At 63.0% G+C, this 17,396-nt stretch carries 17 protein-coding genes; 11 read left to right on the top strand and 6 right to left on the bottom strand.

The window, feature by feature from the left end:
- Window positions 1-65 precede the first annotated feature (65 nt).
- Together MKZ91_RS00660 and pdxR are read right to left on the bottom strand one after the other, a co-directional pair.
- Complete coding sequence (locus MKZ91_RS00660) at window positions 66-749, bottom strand: peroxiredoxin-like family protein (protein ID WP_336166963.1); 684 nt, start codon at window positions 747-749, stop codon at window positions 66-68.
- 167 nt (window positions 750-916) lie between these two features.
- A complete protein-coding gene (gene pdxR / locus MKZ91_RS00655) occupies window positions 917-2,401 on the bottom strand; it encodes a MocR-like pyridoxine biosynthesis transcription factor PdxR (protein WP_336166961.1) in 1,485 nt (494 codons plus the stop codon).
- An 87-nt stretch (window positions 2,402-2,488) separates the two neighbouring features.
- On the opposite strand from pdxR, the gene MKZ91_RS00650 reads away from it, so the two are divergent.
- The 9 genes from MKZ91_RS00650 (at window position 2,489) to MKZ91_RS00610 (ending at window position 9,031) form a co-directional block, all read left to right on the top strand.
- A complete protein-coding gene (locus MKZ91_RS00650) occupies window positions 2,489-3,112 on the top strand; it encodes an FMN-binding negative transcriptional regulator (protein ID WP_336166960.1) in 624 nt (207 codons plus the stop codon).
- Between the two features lie 140 nt (window positions 3,113-3,252).
- On the top strand, window positions 3,253-3,900 hold the full coding sequence (locus MKZ91_RS00645; RefSeq protein WP_336166958.1) for a LysE family translocator: 648 nt from the start codon (window positions 3,253-3,255) through the stop codon (window positions 3,898-3,900).
- 101 nt (window positions 3,901-4,001) lie between these two features.
- Window positions 4,002-5,315: an acetolactate synthase large subunit gene (locus MKZ91_RS00640; RefSeq protein ID WP_336166956.1), complete on the top strand. Its 1,314-nt coding sequence runs from the start codon at window positions 4,002-4,004 to the stop codon at window positions 5,313-5,315.
- A 272-nt stretch (window positions 5,316-5,587) separates the two neighbouring features.
- Window positions 5,588-5,827 carry a helix-turn-helix domain-containing protein gene (locus tag MKZ91_RS00635; protein ID WP_336166955.1) on the top strand — a complete coding sequence of 80 codons (240 nt, stop codon included), beginning with the start codon at window positions 5,588-5,590 and terminating at the stop codon, window positions 5,825-5,827.
- Window positions 5,828-6,360: 533 nt separating this feature from the next.
- Window positions 6,361-6,570 carry a cold-shock protein gene (locus tag MKZ91_RS00630; RefSeq protein ID WP_336166954.1) on the top strand — a complete coding sequence of 70 codons (210 nt, stop codon included), beginning with the start codon at window positions 6,361-6,363 and terminating at the stop codon, window positions 6,568-6,570.
- Between the two features lie 299 nt (window positions 6,571-6,869).
- Window positions 6,870-7,100 (top strand): 30S ribosomal protein S21, encoded by a 231-nt coding sequence (gene rpsU / locus MKZ91_RS00625; protein ID WP_336166952.1) that lies wholly within the window; start codon window positions 6,870-6,872, stop codon window positions 7,098-7,100.
- A gap of 252 nt (window positions 7,101-7,352) precedes the next feature.
- Window positions 7,353-7,571, top strand: a complete 219-nt coding sequence (locus MKZ91_RS00620; RefSeq protein ID WP_336166950.1) for a hypothetical protein — start codon at window positions 7,353-7,355, stop codon at window positions 7,569-7,571.
- Window positions 7,572-7,686: 115 nt separating this feature from the next.
- Window positions 7,687-8,598 (top strand): pyridoxal-phosphate dependent enzyme, encoded by a 912-nt coding sequence (locus tag MKZ91_RS00615; protein WP_336166948.1) that lies wholly within the window; start codon window positions 7,687-7,689, stop codon window positions 8,596-8,598.
- A gap of 220 nt (window positions 8,599-8,818) precedes the next feature.
- Window positions 8,819-9,031: a hypothetical protein gene (locus MKZ91_RS00610; RefSeq protein WP_336166946.1), complete on the top strand. Its 213-nt coding sequence runs from the start codon at window positions 8,819-8,821 to the stop codon at window positions 9,029-9,031.
- 74 nt (window positions 9,032-9,105) lie between these two features.
- Here the strand turns inward: MKZ91_RS00610 and ilvC are convergent, their stop codons facing one another.
- The 4 genes from ilvC to MKZ91_RS00585 form a co-directional block, all read right to left on the bottom strand.
- A complete protein-coding gene (gene ilvC, locus MKZ91_RS00605) occupies window positions 9,106-10,125 on the bottom strand; it encodes a ketol-acid reductoisomerase (RefSeq protein WP_077960625.1) in 1,020 nt (339 codons plus the stop codon).
- Between the two features lie 168 nt (window positions 10,126-10,293).
- On the bottom strand, window positions 10,294-10,935 hold the full coding sequence (locus MKZ91_RS00600; RefSeq protein WP_442892165.1) for a TetR/AcrR family transcriptional regulator C-terminal domain-containing protein: 642 nt from the start codon (window positions 10,933-10,935) through the stop codon (window positions 10,294-10,296).
- Between the two features lie 675 nt (window positions 10,936-11,610).
- Window positions 11,611-12,510: a hypothetical protein gene (locus tag MKZ91_RS00590; protein ID WP_336166938.1), complete on the bottom strand. Its 900-nt coding sequence runs from the start codon at window positions 12,508-12,510 to the stop codon at window positions 11,611-11,613.
- 416 nt (window positions 12,511-12,926) lie between these two features.
- The gene (locus MKZ91_RS00585) at window positions 12,927-13,772 is read right to left on the bottom strand and encodes a LysR family transcriptional regulator (protein ID WP_336166936.1); all 846 of its coding nucleotides are present in this window, start codon (window positions 13,770-13,772) and stop codon (window positions 12,927-12,929) included.
- 161 nt (window positions 13,773-13,933) lie between these two features.
- Between MKZ91_RS00585 and MKZ91_RS00580 the strand changes: the two genes are divergently transcribed.
- The gene (locus MKZ91_RS00580) at window positions 13,934-14,551 is read left to right on the top strand and encodes a cysteine hydrolase family protein (protein ID WP_336166934.1); all 618 of its coding nucleotides are present in this window, start codon (window positions 13,934-13,936) and stop codon (window positions 14,549-14,551) included.
- A gap of 392 nt (window positions 14,552-14,943) precedes the next feature.
- Window positions 14,944-17,259, top strand: coding sequence for a rhodanese-like domain-containing protein (locus tag MKZ91_RS00575; RefSeq protein WP_336166932.1), 2,316 nt, complete (start codon window positions 14,944-14,946; stop codon window positions 17,257-17,259).
- Window positions 17,260-17,396 lie beyond the last annotated feature (137 nt).

Raw genomic sequence — 17,396 nt, 5'->3', positions numbered from 1 at the left:
CGCAAGCGGGTAACGGTAACGCGACGCCGGTTGTGGCCATCGCGGTCGCACCCCGGTTGCCGGCCTTAGCTGGCAACCCTCCTCACGGCTGTCATGATCTCAGCGGCGCTCGGGAACACGCCGAGTTCGTCGGGGCCGAACCGCGCCTCGATCTCGCTCCAGCGGATGATGCCGGCTGCATCGACCAGGAAGTGGCCGACCAGTTGCGTGCCGTGCTCGGCGGAGATTCGCAGATCGGTCTCGTCCGGCTCGAAGCCTTCGCGTGCATTGAGAAGCTCATTGGCCTGCATCGGGTGCGCCGGTTCGGCGAGTTCGCCGGTCGGGTTGATGCGCGCCGCCGCGAAATCGGCCGGTCGCGTCTTGTCGGGCCATCGCGGCGTCTCGGTGCTATCAGGCGGAAGCAGCGCGGCATGTGGCGCGCCGAAATCCCTGTGCGTCTTGCAGTCGGGATCCGCAAGCACCGTGACCGGCGTCGACTGGAAGCGGAAGTAAAGGCGCGCCCGCTCGATCGGGGTGTTGACCACCGCCAGCGTTTCCACACCGACTGCGCGCAGCGCCGGCTCAACGGCGGAAAATTGCCGCATCTGACGCCGGCAGAACGGACAATGCAGGCCGCGAAACAGCCCGATCAGAAACGGTCGGCCGCGAAGGCTCGCAAGCGAAACCGGATCCTCCCGATTGGCGCTCGCAAGTTCGAAGGCAGGCGCGGGTTGTCCCGGCTGCAACGGCTGCACTCTCCGGTTTGCCATCTGTTCCCCCTGTCAACGCCGCTGCGCCGCTCTGTCCCGACCCGAACTTCGCTCCCATCATCGACCGCCCCGATGCAGGACGATGGCGGGGCGCTAGCCACCCTATCACAGGTGGACGGGTGGCCCACGCGGAATGGTGGTCCAGATGGCGTTTTCAGCCGCCGGTGCTAGTCGAGCCATTCGGCTAGCAGCCTTGCGAGCGCTGCGACCCCCTGACCGATCTGCGGCACGTCCAGGCTTGCATAGCCCATGACGGCGCCCGCCCGATCCGGCCTGTGGGCCGCGTCCGCCGCGCTATAGAGCGGCGAGATCGGATAGAGCCCGATGTCGCGTTCCCGGGCTTTTGTGATCAGCGTGCTTTCGTCAGCCTTTTCCAGTTGATTGAACCAGACGGCGACATGCAGCCCGGCATCGGCGCCGGATATGGTGACCCGGTCGCCGAGCTCGGCCGCAAGCGCTGCAAGCAGCGCCTCGCGACGGCGACCATTGCTGCGGCGGCTGCGGCGGATGTGGCGCTCATAGGCGCCGCTCGAAATCATCGCCGCAAGCGCCTCCTGTTCGAGGCTGGGGGAATGGCGGTCGACAAGCTGCTTGGCAGCGGCAAAGGCCCGCTGCAGCGACGGCGGCACAACCAGGTAGCCAAGCCGCAGCATTGGCGACAGGCTCTTGGAAATGGTGCCGAGATAGATGACGTTCTCCGCCTCGGCCATCGTCTGGAGCGGCGGGATCGGCTGGATATCGTAGCGATACTCGCCGTCGTAGTCGTCCTCGATGACATAGGCACCCGTTCGCCTGGCCCAGGACAGAAGCGCCTGCCGGCGCCGCGCCGAAAGCACGCCACCGAGCGGAAACTGGTGAGAAGGCGTGACATAGGCAAGCCGCGCATCGTCAAGGTTATCGAGCAGTTCCGTCCGCAACCCCTCCCCATCGACGGCGATCGCGACGACGTCGGCGCCTGCCGCTGAAAACACCCGCCGCGCCATCACATAGCCCGGATCCTCCATCGCCACCCGGTCGCCGGGATCGACCAGCACGCGTGCGGCAAGGTCCAGCCCCTGCTGCGAGCCGTTGACGATGATGATCTGGCCGGGATCGCAGCGAAGCCCCCGCGCCCGCCAGAGATACGGCTGAAGAGCTGTGCGCAAGGGTAGAGCGCCGCTCGGGTCATCATAGGCCAGCCGGCGCGGCCGTCGCCTGAGCGCCAGGGTGACCGCCTTGCGCCAGGCGGCGTCCGGAAAATCTGCGCCCGACAGATCGCCATAGCGAAAATCGGCAATCAGCCCCGCCGCAACAGGCGGCGCCCAGGCCGGTCCTTCGCCGAGGCTTTGCCCGAACCGCGACAGCCGCGCCTGCGCGACCGGTCTGCGCTCTGCAGCAATCGGCCTTGGCTTTTGCCGCGGACGCGCCGTCTCATCGCCGCCAAGCATCGCCACGCGCGAGCGAGCGCCCTGCCGGCTTTCCAGATATCCCTCGGAAAGGAGTTGCTCGTAGGCCACGGTCACCGTGGTGCGCGAGACGCCGAATTCGGCGGCAAGGGCGCGCGTCGACGGCAAACGGTCTCGGGCCCCATAGGTCCCGTCGAGGATCTGCGCCTTCAGCGCCTGATAGATCCGCCGCGCGGTTCCAACCTTCGCCTCGTCCTCTCCACGCATCAACTGGCCCACTCATTTATGCAGAAACTGGACATTCGCTTTGGTCCAGTTTGCCTCTATCAATCAGCGAGCACAAGGAGCGAGACGATGTATATACCCCCGGCCTTCAAGGAAGAGACGCTGAGCGTGCTGCACGACATCATCGACGCGACATCGCTGTCGACCCTGGTCACGGCGACGGCCGACGGCCTGCTTGCCACCCCGCTGCCACTCCTGCTTGCCCGCGACGAAGGCCCCCATGGCACGCTCTACGGGCACCTTGCCCGCGCCAATCCGCAAGGCTCGATGGCGCCGATCGGCAGCGCCATGGCGATTTTCGCAGGCGCAGATGCCTATATCACCCCTTCCTGGTATGCCTCCAAGCGCGAACACGGAAAGGTCGTCCCGACCTGGAACTATTCGGCCGTGCACGCCTATGGAGACGTCGAGTTCTTCACCGACGAGGATCGGCTGCTCGAGGTCGTCACCCGCCTGACGCAGCGTCACGAGAGCGGCCGCTTCGAACCCTGGCAGGTGAGCGACGCTCCCGCCGCCTTCGTCAAGGCCCAGCTTCGCGGCATCATCGGCCTGCGCCTGCCGATCGAGCGTCTCGACGGCAAGCGCAAGATGAGCCAGAACCGCAGCGCCGAAGACCGGCAGGGTGTTGCCACCGGGCTTGCCGCAAGCCCGCGGGCCGAGGATCGCGCGGTCGCCGAACAGATCCCGGTTTGAGACGAACCTGCCGAAGGCGCGTCCGCTCCCTGCCGGTCCCGACCGCCCATGCCAGCATTACAATTTACCTTCAACTTTTCCGCGCAAGACCCTAAAACGATTCCCGAAATCCATCGGCCTTGAGACGAGGTGCAAACGACATGCCATCGCTCGACATTCTCCTCACCTTCTTCGTCACGACGGCGATCTTCGCCTATATCCCCGGCCCGGCCATGCTTTACGCCGCGGCCCAGACCATGGCGCGCGGCCGGTTTGCCGGCCTGATGGCGTCGCTCGGCATCCATCTCGGCGGCTATGTTCACGTGCTTGCTGCGGCTGCCGGGCTGTCCATCCTGTTTCACGCCGTGCCGACGCTCTATCTCGCGGTGAAGCTTGCCGGTGCCGCCTATCTCGTCTGGCTCGGCTTCACGCTGATGCGCGCCAAGGCAAGCGGTGAAGGGGCAAGCGGCGAAGGCGGCCTGCCGGTGGTCGAGGCGAAATCGGCACGCCGTGCCTTCTTCGAGAGCATCACCGTCGAGGTCTTGAACCCGAAGACCGCGATCTTCTTCGTCGCCTTCCTGCCGCAGTTCACCGATGCCTCCGCCGCCTTTCCGGTCTGGCTGCAGTTCCTCTTGCTCGGCACCGTGGTCAACCTGATGTTTTCGTCCGCCGATCTCGTCTGCGTGTTTCTTGCCGGCGCCGTGGTGTCCCGGATGCGCCAATCGGGCAAGGCGCAGCGGCTGCTGCAACGGGCCGGCGGCACGGTGCTGATCGGCCTTGGCGCCCATCTCGCCTGGCAGCGGACGTGAGGCGACGCACGCGAAATTTCGCCTCCTGAGACCGGTACACCCTGCCTTGCGCCGGCTCAACGTGCAGTTATCATGCTCTCACTGCCATCGGGGGGAGGCGCATGGGAGAAGGCGGCCAACGAATTCGCACGACCGGCGCGGACATGCTTGTCGACACGCTGCTCACAAATGGCGTCGACGTCTGCTTCGCCAATCCCGGCACCTCGGAAATGCATTTCGTCGCCGCCCTTGATCGCAAGCCTGAGATGCGCTGCATCCTCGGCCTCGCCGAAGGCGTCGTCACCGGGGCAGCCGATGGCTATGCGCGCATGACGGGCAGCCCGGCCGCGACCCTGCTCCACACCGGTCCCGGCCTCGCCAACAGCCTTGCCAACCTGCACAATGCGCGCCGCGCCCGCACGCCTGTCATCAACGTCGTCGGCGACCATGCCTCCTACCATCTTGCGCTCGATGCACCGCTGACGAGCGATATCGAAAGCCTCGCCCGCCCGATGTCGAACTGGGTGCGGCGGGCAAAGGATCCCTCGGACGTCGGACCGACGGCAACTGCCGCCTATCGCGCCTCTCTGACGCCGCCGGGCGTTGCCACCATGATCCTGCCTGCGGACGCGTCCTGGGGCGCAGTTTCCACCGACACGCCACCGCAGAAGGTGCTGATCGAAGCGCCGCAGCCCGCAAGCCCGGAAACGATCCGCAAAGTGGCCCGCCTCATCCGTTCGAACCCGGCAGGGGCCGCCATGGTCTTGAGCGGGACTGCGGCCCAGGCCGAGAGCCTCGCCATCGCCGGGCGGATCGCAGCGGCCTGCAATGTCGCGCTTTTCAACGAGGTGCTGGTCGCCCACACCCAGCGCGGCCGCGGGCGGGTGGCGCCGCGCCGCATCCCCTACCCGATCGACATGGCGCTCGAGACGCTCCGCGACGTCAGGGTCCTGATCCTCGTCGGCGCGCCGGAGCCGGTGGCCTTCTTTGCCTATCCGGGAAAGCCCGGACGGCTGGTGCCGGAAGGCTGCGACGTCGTCACCCTTGCCCGCCACGGCGAAGACCTCAAGGCGTCGCTCGAAGCGCTCAGCGACGAACTCGGCATCAGCCCGACCCATCCGCTTCCCGCCGCCGGCACGCCCATGGACGAGGGCGAACCCTCGGGTACGCTGACCGAAGACGCCATCGCCGTCATCTTCTCCAACCGTGCCTACGCCATCCTGCACGCCGAAATGCGCAATGTCGGCGTCGAGGAAATCGGCACCAACGCACGCCGCATGCTGAACCTCGACCAGCCCGCTTTCGACTGGGTGTCGCTTGCCCGCGGCTTCGGCGTCGAGGCGGCCGTCGCCACCTCCTGCGAAGCCTTTGCCGCCCTCTTCGATGCGGCATTGATGCGGCGCGGACCGTTCCTGATCGAGGCGCGACTGGCGTGATCTGAGGTGGCGTCGTCACGCCTGAGTCGGGCACGCATTACGCGCCCGAAATCCAGCCCGAAACGTCGGCTCCACGCACGGAAATCACAGGCTAACAGTCTGATATAAATCGATTTTTCACAAAAATTCACCCGTAAACTTGCGCCTGCGGACTTCTCGCTTATATTAGCGACGCCCTAGGTTCGCGATCTTTTATCTGAGTCGCATTTCAGTTTTGGGCCCCCTTCAACCGGCAACGTTCTTTGCCGGCGGACCAACGAAGGAGACATTTCATGTCCTTTAAGAAAGACCTAACCAAGGCTCCCGGCGCATCCTTGTCTCGCGTCAAAATTGGAGCCGCAATCAAGCGTTCGCGTGAAACCGCCGGCTATTCGGTCGATGACCTTTCGGTCACGACGGGCCTGACGGAAGTCGAAATCTCCAAGATCGAGCTTGGCGCCGATACCGATCCTGCCAAGCTGCAGCGCATAGCCTCCGCATTGCAGGTCTCGCCGCAGACTTTCACTGCCTGAAAGCCAATGCCGGTGCGTCGACCTGAAGCGCATCGTCAACTGACTACCTCTTGAAAAACAGCCCGGCAACGACCGCCGTCGATGCCATCGCCGAAACCCGGCGTTGCCGCATATCCTGGCGCTGGCTCCCCCGCCATCGCGCCCATTCACGCTGCGCGTGAACATTGCCCGACAAACGGTTCTGTTCCGGGTGCTGTCGCCTCGTCGGCGGCAGTGCCCGGCGCGCAAGCCGCAGCCGACAAGCGCTTGCGAACCGGCGGTCGTGGCTCACGAAAGTGCATTCGAAATCCAGGAAAATCGAAGCGACAAAATCCCGAAATATCAGGCCGATAGAGGTATATCTGCGGCTGCTTTCGAACGAATAATTTGATATTCGCATTGAATTTCGAAAAGTATCGTTTATATATCCCCGCATCGAATATTGCTTGTGACCTTTGACGTAGCGCTGTCGCGCGGCCAGATTTCCTCTCAAAGATCGATCATCACCAGAGAGATATTTCTCTGGCAAACTCAACGATTGAAAGGAAATCGTTATGGCTTCAGGCACTGTAAAGTGGTTCAACGGCACCAAGGGCTTTGGCTTCATTCAGCCCGACGACGGCAGCACCGATGTGTTCGTCCATATCTCCGCGGTAGAACGCGCCGGCATGGGCTCGCTCAAGGAAGGTCAGAAGGTGACCTTTGATGTCGTCAGCGACCGCCGGACGGGCAAGAGCTCGGCCGACAATCTCCGGGCGGCATAGTTTGTCATTCGCGCTCCTCTGACCACGGATGTACTGGCAGGGAGCCGCTTGAATGACGGGAAGAGGTCGGGCAAACAACCCGGCCTTTTTGCGTCTTTGGTCCCACGCGTTCTTGCGAACGGGAAGGCTGGAGCAAACGGGTTCTCCGCGCCGGCGGATCCGTGAGGCGCAGCGTTCAAGGCCGCCATCGACCACCCCTGGTACGGCCGCCGGCCAGAACCGGCAGGCACCGGATTGCGAGACCGGACGGTTACGACAGGGCGCCACAGATTAACGAAACTGACAAAGGAGTATGTATTTTGCAGGTACTTGTTAGAGACAACAACGTCGACCAGGCCCTTCGGGTACTGAAGAAGAAGATGCAGAGAGAAGGCCTGTTCCGCGAATTCAAGGCGCGGACCAGCTATGAGAAGCCTTCCGAAAAGCGGGCGCGCGAAAAGGCCGAAGCGGTCCGCCGCCAGCGCAAGCTGGCGCGCAAGAAGCTGCAGCGCGAGGGCCTGCTGCCGGCACCGAAGCGGGCGGCCCGCTGATGCCACTCCGGAAGGCGCGCCAAGCGCCTTCCCGACTGCCCCGCGCTTGAGCTTCGCAGCCATCAGAAAAGACTGTGCGCGCCTCTTGCTCCCCCTAGGCGAGAGCCGATTTAGGGGTAAAATTACCCAGAGAATCAAACGCCTACAACAAGCGCTGCGCGTGCAAAGCAACGCGGCGCTTCGAAGTGACGACTGCACTCCTGTGGCAGCCCCGCTCCTAGCGGCGACATGCCCTTTTCGTGGAGACATGCCATGACGTCCACCCGCAACAACATCTTCAAGCCCGGCAAGGGCTCGGCGAACGAGAAAGCGATCGCCAACGATCAATCGGCGCGCGGCATCGTTGCCGCGGAGAAGCTGGCGCGCGACAAGAAGACCGAAAAGCTCAAAGCGCTGCGCCTCGAACGCGCCGCAGCCGCACCGGCCACGGCTGCAGCAGCAGCGGCCGATAAAAAGTCGGAACACAACTGATTACGGCCATCGTTTCGGTCAGATTCCGCGCTTCATTGCAGCGTAGCACGCCTTCTGTTGCCGGAGACCCTTCGGCCCTTCAGAACATTGTCACTCTGCTTTCGACGGGACGGCCATGGCACTTCACATCGAAACCCCGCTGATTGAATCCGTTCCGCTAAGCCGCGCCTCGGGACGCTCCGTCTGGCTGAAGATGGACGCGCTGCAACCGCCGGGCTCGTTCAAGATCCGCGGCATCGGCGCTGCCTGCGAACACCACGCGAAAAATGGCAAGAGGCGCTTCGTCTCGTCTTCCGGCGGCAATGCCGGCATGGCCGTTGCCTATGCCGGTCGTCGCCTGCAGGTCCCCGTCTCCGTCTTTGTCCCGCAAACGACGACCGAGCGGGCCATTGCGCTCATCCGCCAGGAGGGCGCCGAAGTCATCGTCCACGGAGCGGCCTGGGATGAGGCCCATGTGCGAGCGCTTGCCTCCCTCGATGCCAACACCGCCTTCATCCACCCCTTCGACGATCCGCTTCTTTGGGCAGGGCATGCGACCATGATCGACGAAGTCGTTCGCGCCGGCCTCGCCTTCGACGCGGTCGTGCTCTCGGTCGGCGGCGGCGGGCTGCTTTCGGGCGTCGCCGAAGGCCTGGAGCGCAACGGGCTAGGCGACATTCCGATCGTCGCCGCCGAGACCGAAGGCACGGCGTCCTTTGCCGCATCGTTCAAGGCCGGAGCGCTGGTGGAACTGCGCTCGGTTACCGGGGTTGCCACCTCGCTCGGCGCCCGAAAGGTCTGCGCCCGCGCCTTCGAAATCAGCCAGACGCGGCCGGTCGAATGCGCCGTCGTCAGCGACGCGGTGGCGATCGATGCCTGTAACCGTTTTCTTGACGATCATCGGGTGGTGGTGGAGCCCGCCTGCGGCGCTTCGCTCGCCGTCGCCTACATCCACGCCGAACAGCTGGCGCGCTTCGAGCGCGTGCTGATCATCGCCTGCGGCGGCGCCACGGCGACGGTCGAACGGCTGCAGGCCTGGCAGGGCTGACCAGGCGCGCCGGTCGCGGCCTCACGTCGCCGCTGGGCCATCGCACCGTGCTTGTCATCGCCGCCACCGATCTGCGAGCTTGTCTGCCCGCAGCGACGGGCCCGGTGTTTCCCGCAACAAAGCGCAACCGCCCTTGCCTCCACCCCTCGCAGTCAGCGTTACGCGAACCTATCTGCTGATTAGAACCATAGATTGTTGTCAATCAGCCAGGAAGGCGAGCATGCGCGAGACGTTCCTTCTCATCGTCCGGTGCCTTTGGTGGGTCACGGTCGTCGGTGCGGCAACGACCTTCGGCGCTCTCTACGGCTGGCAAGGTTACGGCTGGGACGGAGCGCTCGGCTACGGCCTGATCGGGCTTGGCGCCGGTTCGACCTTTGCCGCTTTCCCGGGCGCTTGCCTGGACCTGTTCCTAAGCCTTGCGGATATCACCTAGAGCGGACATGCGCACGCCATGAGAAAAGCCGGAGCAATGGCCCCGGCTTCCTTCATTCAACCGTTCGAAAAGGCTTAGTTCTTCGCCTTGTCGACCAGCTTGTTCTTGCCGATCCAGGGCATCATGCCGCGAAGCTTCGCGCCGACTTCCTCGATCTGGTGGGCGTCGTTGACGCGGCGGATGCCCTTGAAGCGGGCCGCACCCGACTTGTACTCCTGCATCCATTCCGAGGTGAACTTGCCGGTCTGGATGTCCTTCAGGACGCGCTTCATCTCAGCCTTGGTTTCTTCGGTGATGATGCGCGGGCCGGTGACGTATTCGCCCCACTCGGCCGTGTTGGAGATCGAGTAGTTCATGTTGGCGATGCCGCCTTCATAGATCAGGTCGACGATCAGCTTCACTTCGTGCAGGCACTCGAAATAGGCCATTTCCGGCGCGTAGCCGCCTTCGACCAGCGTTTCGAAGCCGGCGCGGATCAGCTCGACGAGACCGCCGCACAGAACGACCTGTTCGCCGAAGAGGTCGGTTTCGCACTCTTCCTTGAAGTTGGTTTCGATGATGCCCGAACGGCCGCCGCCGACGCCGCAGGCGTAGGAGAGCGCGAGGTCAAGGGCGTTGCCCGAAGCGTCCTGGTGAACGGCAACGAGGCAGGGAACGCCGCCGCCCTTCTGGTATTCGCCGCGAACCGTGTGGCCCGGGCCCTTCGGCGCGATCATGACGACGTCGAGCGAAGCCTTCGGCTCGATCAGGCCGAAGTGAACGTTGAGGCCGTGGGCGAACGCGATCGCAGCGCCGTCACGGATGTTGCCGGCGATGTCGGCCTTGTAGATTTCGGCCTGCAGTTCGTCCGGGGTTGCCATCATGATGAGGTCGGCCCACTTGGCGGCTTCCGCGACCGAGAGAACCTGGAGACCGTCGGCCTCGACCTTGGCAGCCGTTGCCGAACCCGGCTTCAGCGCGATGCGGATTTCCTTGGCGCCGGAATCCTTCAGGTTCAGCGCATGGGCGCGGCCCTGGCTGCCGTAGCCGACGATGGCGACCTTCTTCGACTTGATCAGGTTGATATCGGCATCACGATCGTAATAGACGCGCATTTTAGTGGTCCTTCCCGTTGTTTTTCAGTTTGTCTCCGCTGCATGGCTTTGTGACCACGCAGCAATTCCTTCTTGCTGCAGCGACCTTTGCGCTTCTTGCGAAGCGCGGCGCTGCCATTCCCAGTGCTGCAGCGACCTTTGCACTTCTTGCGAAGCGCGGCGCTGCAGTTACCTTTTCGTGCCGTAAAGCGCGAGGAAGGCAGAAACCGCCTGCTCCGCCTTGCGGCCAAAACCTTTTTTCATCTCGCCGGCCTCTTCGCCGAGCAGCATCTTCAGATGCCAGTCGGAGACGACAAGGCCATAGAGGGCACCATAGGCCTCGTCGGCGTCGTCAAACGACAAGAGACCCGCCTTGCGCCCGGCCTCGAGCAGTGCTGCCGCGCGGCGGCCGATCTGCCGGCGCCCACGCTCCTGCAGCATGTGCCCGAGCTTGGAGCCGTCGCGGCTCGCCTGGCCGATCGCCAGCCGGTTGAGCGCCAGCGACACATCGCCCGCCAGAACCTCGAGAAGATCCTTGGCAAAGGTGATGAGATGGCCATGCAAGCTCTCGGCATTCAGCGTGCGTGCGGCGACATCCTGCGTGCGCACCTTGCTCGCCTGGAAGCCGATCATCGCCGAGATCAGGCCATCGCGATCCCCGAACCACTTGTAGAGGCTCTCCTTGGAGCAATTGGCCGCACGCGCGATGCCGGCCGTCGTCAGCGCCTTTTCGCCGCCGTCGACGAGAAGCCGCAATGCCTGCTCGAGAACGGCGCCCTGACGTTCCGTCAGCCCCTCCCCGGCATTCGCCTCCCTTATCGCCGCAGTCATCTGCACGTCGCCTCGCCCCCGATCAGTACCGTACGGTACGGTTCGCATTCTTCTAGTGAAGCGTCCTGGAGGCGTCAAGACGATTCTCACAACGGGGCGAAATTTCGGCGGTGACGGCACAGAAGCAGCGCCATAGGCTGCGACCCGAAGGGACAGAGATCGGCTTGCCCTCGTCAAAAGGTTGGTGGCCGGTCGTGGCGCGGCCGATCACCGACCGGTGAAATGGAGCCTAACGGATGCAGGAGCAGCCCCTCGGTATTCTGGTTGGAGGAAGCTCGCATGTCGGCAAATCGACATTCGCCAGAACCTTGGCGAGCACGCGCGGCTGGGAACTGATCTCAACGGACGATCTCGGCCGGCATCCAGGCAGGCCCTGGCCGTCTGTCCGCCCGCAGGTTGCCGAATACTATGCAAGCCTGACCGACGAAACCATCCATTATGCCGTAAGCCGGATTATGCCGCAGGGCCGATCTGCAGGGTGGAAACTCCTCCAATTGCCATGCGGCGGTTCGGCATAGTCAGAGGGATTCAAGGAACGCAAGCAGTTCGTCGTCAGGACGATACCGTCCAGAATGAGTCTCCGATCTGGCGACCTGTGAGACGGCCTTCTCCTTCAAGCGCGCTCAAGGCAAAGCACGGCCGGTGAACATCGGGCCGGCACTCAGGCGGGCACACTCAATCGGTCGTCGCGCGGGTGACACAATTCACAGGCGCAGGCTGTGATTTGCAAGCGCCAGGGTTCGTGAAATCCTGTTCCTGGATTAGGCCGGTTACCAGACCCCACGATAATTGCTCATCCCACGGGACCTCGTACACCCCCTCCTGGCTATGGGCCTTCTCAACCAGCTCGGTTTTGATGCCCATCTCCGAGAGATAAGTTGCGATCTCCTGTTTAGCCTTACGCATCATCCGTTCGGCACGCTTGGCGTCTTTCATGGCCTTGAACGATTTGTTGTCCCTGGAATAGATAACCATGGATCCCTTGTGCAACCCAACCACGTTGCCCGGAGCGTTAAGCCGGACCACCCCACCGCCAAAAAGATAGACGCAGCCCGAAATGCAGTTGATTCCGTCGAATCTGGGGGTTCCAGGGACGAACGGTATCTTTCGGCAGACACTTGGTTTCGCCTGGCATTTGATAGTGTTGGCAAAACCTATTGCGACTGTCAGCTTTTGTTTCCTGATGATCCGGCCGACTTCCAATGCCGCTGGGCGATCCCCACCGTTCGACGCAATCACGATCGGCAAGCGGCGAGATCCAAGCGTCTTGAGCAGTTTCCGCAAGGACGCCGGCGTATCGGGTTCAATGGAGCCTGCAGCGACGATCCACTCCGGGCAGGTGGGCTCACATTCGGGCGAGGAACTTCGCACAATCTGGAAGGTCATCGGACTATCCGGAGCATACGAGGAGGCTAGGGCGCCGGCAAAGGGGGAAGCCGCAATCACGATCGCTAGCAGGAAGGAAAGAAGGTAGCGCATGGTGCCCTTTCTCGGATGGACTTGCAGCCAGGCATTGGCTTCTGAGGCTTCCTCTCGCAGTTTAATGGCATGGTCGCAGTGCTTCAGTCCGGCCACACGCTCTTCTTTCGTAAAGCGGCTCAGCCACCATGCGCTCGGCCTACAATCCCGCTCCAGTGGCCTTTGCCTCATCCCATAGACGCTCATCGGTTCCCCCCCACGCAGCACAACCTAGGCATTTCAGCGTCTCATAATGCAAGTTACAGTCAAGGTTTATTTGGTTTTTACTAAACTGAGGCGTGTGCCATCGTCCGCCTGGGGGATGACATGGGGAAGGTTGTCGACTTCGATCCGCGGAAGCGTCGGCCGCGCCGGCTCTCGCCCCAAGGCGTCCGCGTTCACCAAACACGTCGACATTTCCTCTATGTAGAACCGTCGCGGCTCTCCGCGGCCCCTCTCCCCACCTGCGGGGAGAGGCTTAGGGTGAGGGGCAAAGCCGAGTGGAACCCCACACACACCACCACGCCCAGCCTCTACCTCCACCCCCGCATCGTCTCCTCGATAAACGCCGCCACCGCCGCCACGCTCGGAACCCGCGCCCGCTCCGGGTGCATCATCAGGTAGACCGGGCGCTCGGCTACCGCCTCCGGTTCGTCGACCACCTCGAAACGAGGGTCGCGCAAGCCATTCACCTCCGGCAGCATCAGTTCGGCGCCGAGCGAAAGCGCTGCCTCCATCAGGATCTCCAGCTTGTCGGCGGTCAGCGCCACGCGCGCATCCGGCCGCAGCCGGTCGAGCGCCAGCATCTCCGGCACATGGGCAAGGGCCGGACCGTAGCGGACGATCGGGCAAGGCCCGGCCCCCTGCCCCTTGGGCCGGAACAACCGGAAACGCAGCAGCCCAAGGCTTTTCACCCGCACGCTGTCTTCGCCCGTGCGCGCCATGCGGATGGCGATATCGGCCTCGCGCCGCTCGATGCTCAGCATCTGGTTGTCGGCGACAAGATCAAGGGTGAGGCCCGGATGGCGCTGTTCGAGACGCGCAAGCGCCGGTGCCAGAATGGCGCTAAGCACAAAGCCGATGCTCGTCACCCTGACCTGGCCCTTCAGTTCCGCCGTGGTTCGCAACAGCGTCGCCAGCGACAGCGACGCCTCCTCCGACATTGCCCGCAGTCGGTCGACAACGGGGACAAGCACCGGCGTTGGCGTCAGCCGGCCGTCGATGCGGTCAAACAGCGCCGCCCCGACCCGCCGCTCGAGCGCTGCAAGCCTGCGCGACACCGTCGTCTGGTCGACGCCAAGCGAGCGCGCCGCCTGGCTGAGCGTGCCCCCGCGCACCAGATGGTCAAGCAGTTCGAGATCCGCCCACCCTGCATTCATGCAGATTGTCCTCCGAAAACTTCGGATCACTCTGCGCAAATGCAGCCGATAAGATCAAGCCAATCGACAGTCCGCATCAACAAGCCGGGTCAGGAAGCCCGGCTCGAGAACGACAAGCCCCGCTTCCACAACCGAACTTTCACGAGCCAAGGAGCCCTGCCATGACCGCACACGTTTCGTCCACGCCCGCCGCTACGCTCTTCACCCTGGCGGGCGTCACGCTCACCCCGCCGCCGCTCAGCGCCGCCACGCTGGTGCTGAGCGACTACCAGAACGAATATCTCGCTGGCCCCTTGCGGCTCGTCGAGCCGGAAGCGGCGATCGAAAAGGCGCGCGACCTGCTCACCGCCGCCCGTGCTGCCGGTGCGAAGATCATCCATGTCGCCCACAAGGGGTCTGCCGGCGGCATGTTCGATCGGGCGGCCCACCGCGGCGCGATCGTCGACGCGCTGGCGCCGATTGCGGGCGAAACCATTGTCGAAAAGACCCGGCCCAACGGTTTTTCCGACACGAACCTTGCCGAAGTCGTCGGTCCGGCCGGCACCCCCGTCATCTTCGCCGGCTTCATGACCCACAATTGCGTGTCGTCCACCGCCCGCGCCGCCAAGGACCTCGGCTACGGCATCACGATTGCCGCCGACGCCTGCACCACCCGCGACCTGCCGTCATCATCAGGCACGATCTCCGCCCGCACCCTGCACGAGGCCGAACTTGCCGGCCTTGCCGACCACCACGGCGCCGTCGTCGAGGTCGCCGAACTCGTCGCACCGCGCGGCTGACACGCCATTCCCAAGGGCCGCACAGGGGCGCCGGCACCAACCGGGCGCCCCTTCGCCCCCTCACCTGCCGAGTCCAGGATGACGAAAATATAATGATCTCAATGCTTTTCGTCGGGGCCATTCCATTTTTGACCTACCAAAATGGCATCCGCGATGCCCGATAGGGCGAAGCGATGAACAAGACAAGGAAGACGGCCCGGGCCGAAACGGCGCCGCGCGACGACACGACCCCCAACGTCACCTTCATTCCCGGCGCGGACGCGGAAAGATGCTCTGGTCACTCGTCGCAAACGGGAAACAGGAGTAGAATTACGAAGGCGGGAAAGGGTGTTCCCGTCCACCGAATGAGCCGATAAACGTGGCTTTCGTCACCTCGCCTGAGAGGGTGGGTCATGGGAGAGGACCATGCTGAGCGGCGGCTGGTTGCAATTCTCGCCGTCGACATTGTTGGTTATTCGCGACTTATCGAAGCTAACGAGGCCGGTACGCTTGCCGCGCTGAAGGCGTTGCGCTCCGAAGTCTTCGACCCATTGGTGGCGGAATATCACGGCCGCACAGTGAAGCTCATGGGCGATGGCGCGATCGTGGAATTCGGCTCTGTCGTCGATGCTGTCCTATGCGCCGTGGCCTTGCAAAAAAAGGTTGCCGCACGCCAGGCGGATATCCTGCCCGAACAGCGCCTTCTCTTCCGCATGGGCGTCAATCTCGGCGATGTTGTCGTGGAGGGCGATGATTTGCTGGGCGATGGGGTCAACGTTGCCGCGCGCCTGGAGCAGATATGTGAGTCTGGCGGCGTTTTCATATCCGGTACGGCTTTCGATCATTTGCAAGGCAAGCTCGAACTGCCGCTTGAATTTATCGGCGAGCAGCATGTCAAGAACATCGCGCGCGCCGTACGCACCTATCGCGTGCGCTTCGATGGAAACACCAGGAGTTCGCAGTTCAAGATCCAGCGCCTTCGCAGCTGGGGGCCGCTCGCGGCGGTGGCTCTCGTTCTGCTGGCTGCCTTCCTTGCCATTTGGCTAAGTCAGTGGAAGGCGGGTGCGGAAACGGCATCGATTGCGCGCATGGCACTTCCCCTACCTGACAAGCCGTCAATTGCGGTCCTGCCGTTCGACAATCTCAGTTCCGATCCAGAGCAGGTCTATTTCGCCGACGGCATAACCGAAGATTTGATCACAGACCTTTCAAAACTGCCCACCATCTTCGTTATCGCCCGGAACTCCACCTTCGCCTACAAGGGAAAACCCACCAAGGTGCAGCAGGTGGCCGAAGAACTCGGGGTCCGATATGTGTTGGAAGGCAGTGTGCGTCGCCAGGGGGACCAGGTCCGTATCAACGCACAGCTGATAGACGCGCTCGGCGGCCATCATCTATGGGCGGAACGCTATGACGGCGCGATGAGCGACATCTTTACGCTTCAGGACAAGGTCATCGGCGAGATCGTGTCTGCACTCGCAGTCGAGTTCACAATGGTGGAGCGGGCGCAGTCCGAGCAGGCGGAGACGAGCAGCCCACAGGCTTACGACGCTCTGCTGCAAGGCTGGGATCACCTGCGTGCCGACAGCGAGGATGAAACCCTCAAGGCAATGCCCCTTTTCGAGAAGGCAATCGAGCTTGACCCCGATTACAGCCGCGCGCATGCGGCGCTCGCTTCGGCGAATTGGAGAATTGCTGTTTCCAACTGGGAATCCGCCAATCTTGGCTTCCAGAGGGCTATGGAACGTGTGGATCAGCACCTGGCCTTGGCGATGCGGAAGCCCAATCCGCTCGCCTATGCGATCTCCGCTGAGGTGCTGGCAAGGCAGGGCCAGTATGCGGAAGCCTTTGCCAAGATCAGTCATGCGATGGAACTCGATCCCAACGATCCCGAAAACCACATCAGCAAAGCACGAATTTTGAACGCCACGGGCCGTGCTCCGGAGGCCGAACGCGAAGTGCAACAGGCCATGCGTGTCGACCCACAGTATCCGCCGAGCTATCTCAGGGTTCTTGCGATTTCACAGTTCCACCAGGAGAAATATGCCGACGGGGTAAAGAGCCTGGAACGCCTGGTGACCTGGCAATCCGACGTGGCCGAAGACTATGCCACGCTGGTGTCATGCCTCGGTCACCTCGGACAGACGGATGGCGTTCAGGAAAACATCGAAAAATACAACGCGCTCGTTGTTCCCGCTGGATTCTCGCCACTCACGGTTCAGGAATTGGGATGGTATTGGTACGGCGACATCTTCAACTACGACAGGACCTATCGCGACCGCCTGCAGGAAGGGTTGCGCAAGGCGGGAGTGCCGGAGGGAGCCGGCACGGATATTTCGTATGACGATTACGCCCGCCTGATGAACAAGAGCAACGGGGAATACAACGTCAAGGGAACCACGAAAATAGACGCCCCGACGGCCAAGCGACTGCACGATCGCGGCGTCAAGTTCGTTGATGTGCGCACCACCCTGAGCTTCGATCGCGGGCATGCGCCAGGTGCTATCAACCTGTCGGTTGTCGAGGTTTTGGCGAAAGACACGCTCTCGAAAGCCGTGAGCAAGGATGAGGAAGTGATCTTCTCATGCCATGGTAAGTATTGTGGAGATTCCGCCTACGCATCGGCCAAAGCTTTGGTCTGGGGATTCGAGAATGTCTATCATTTTGCCGGCGGTTTCCCTGCCTGGGAGGACGCGCACTACCCAGTAGAGACCACTCCGGCACATTAGGCGGGTACCGACCCGGATCGCATAGCGTAGCATATGGGCGGCGTGCGTTCCGCTTGTTCGTGCGAACGTGCGCCATGCCCTGTCACCGTTGCACGCTGAACGGCGCCGCCGCAGCACACTCCCCTCGCCGGCCCTGG

It is taken from the genome of Ensifer sp. MJa1, from assembly GCF_037026475.1.
Classification (GTDB): Bacteria; Pseudomonadota; Alphaproteobacteria; order Rhizobiales; family Rhizobiaceae; genus Ensifer.
Note: the sequence above shows the minus strand (reverse complement) of the source record. Positions and strands in the feature narration are given on the sequence as shown.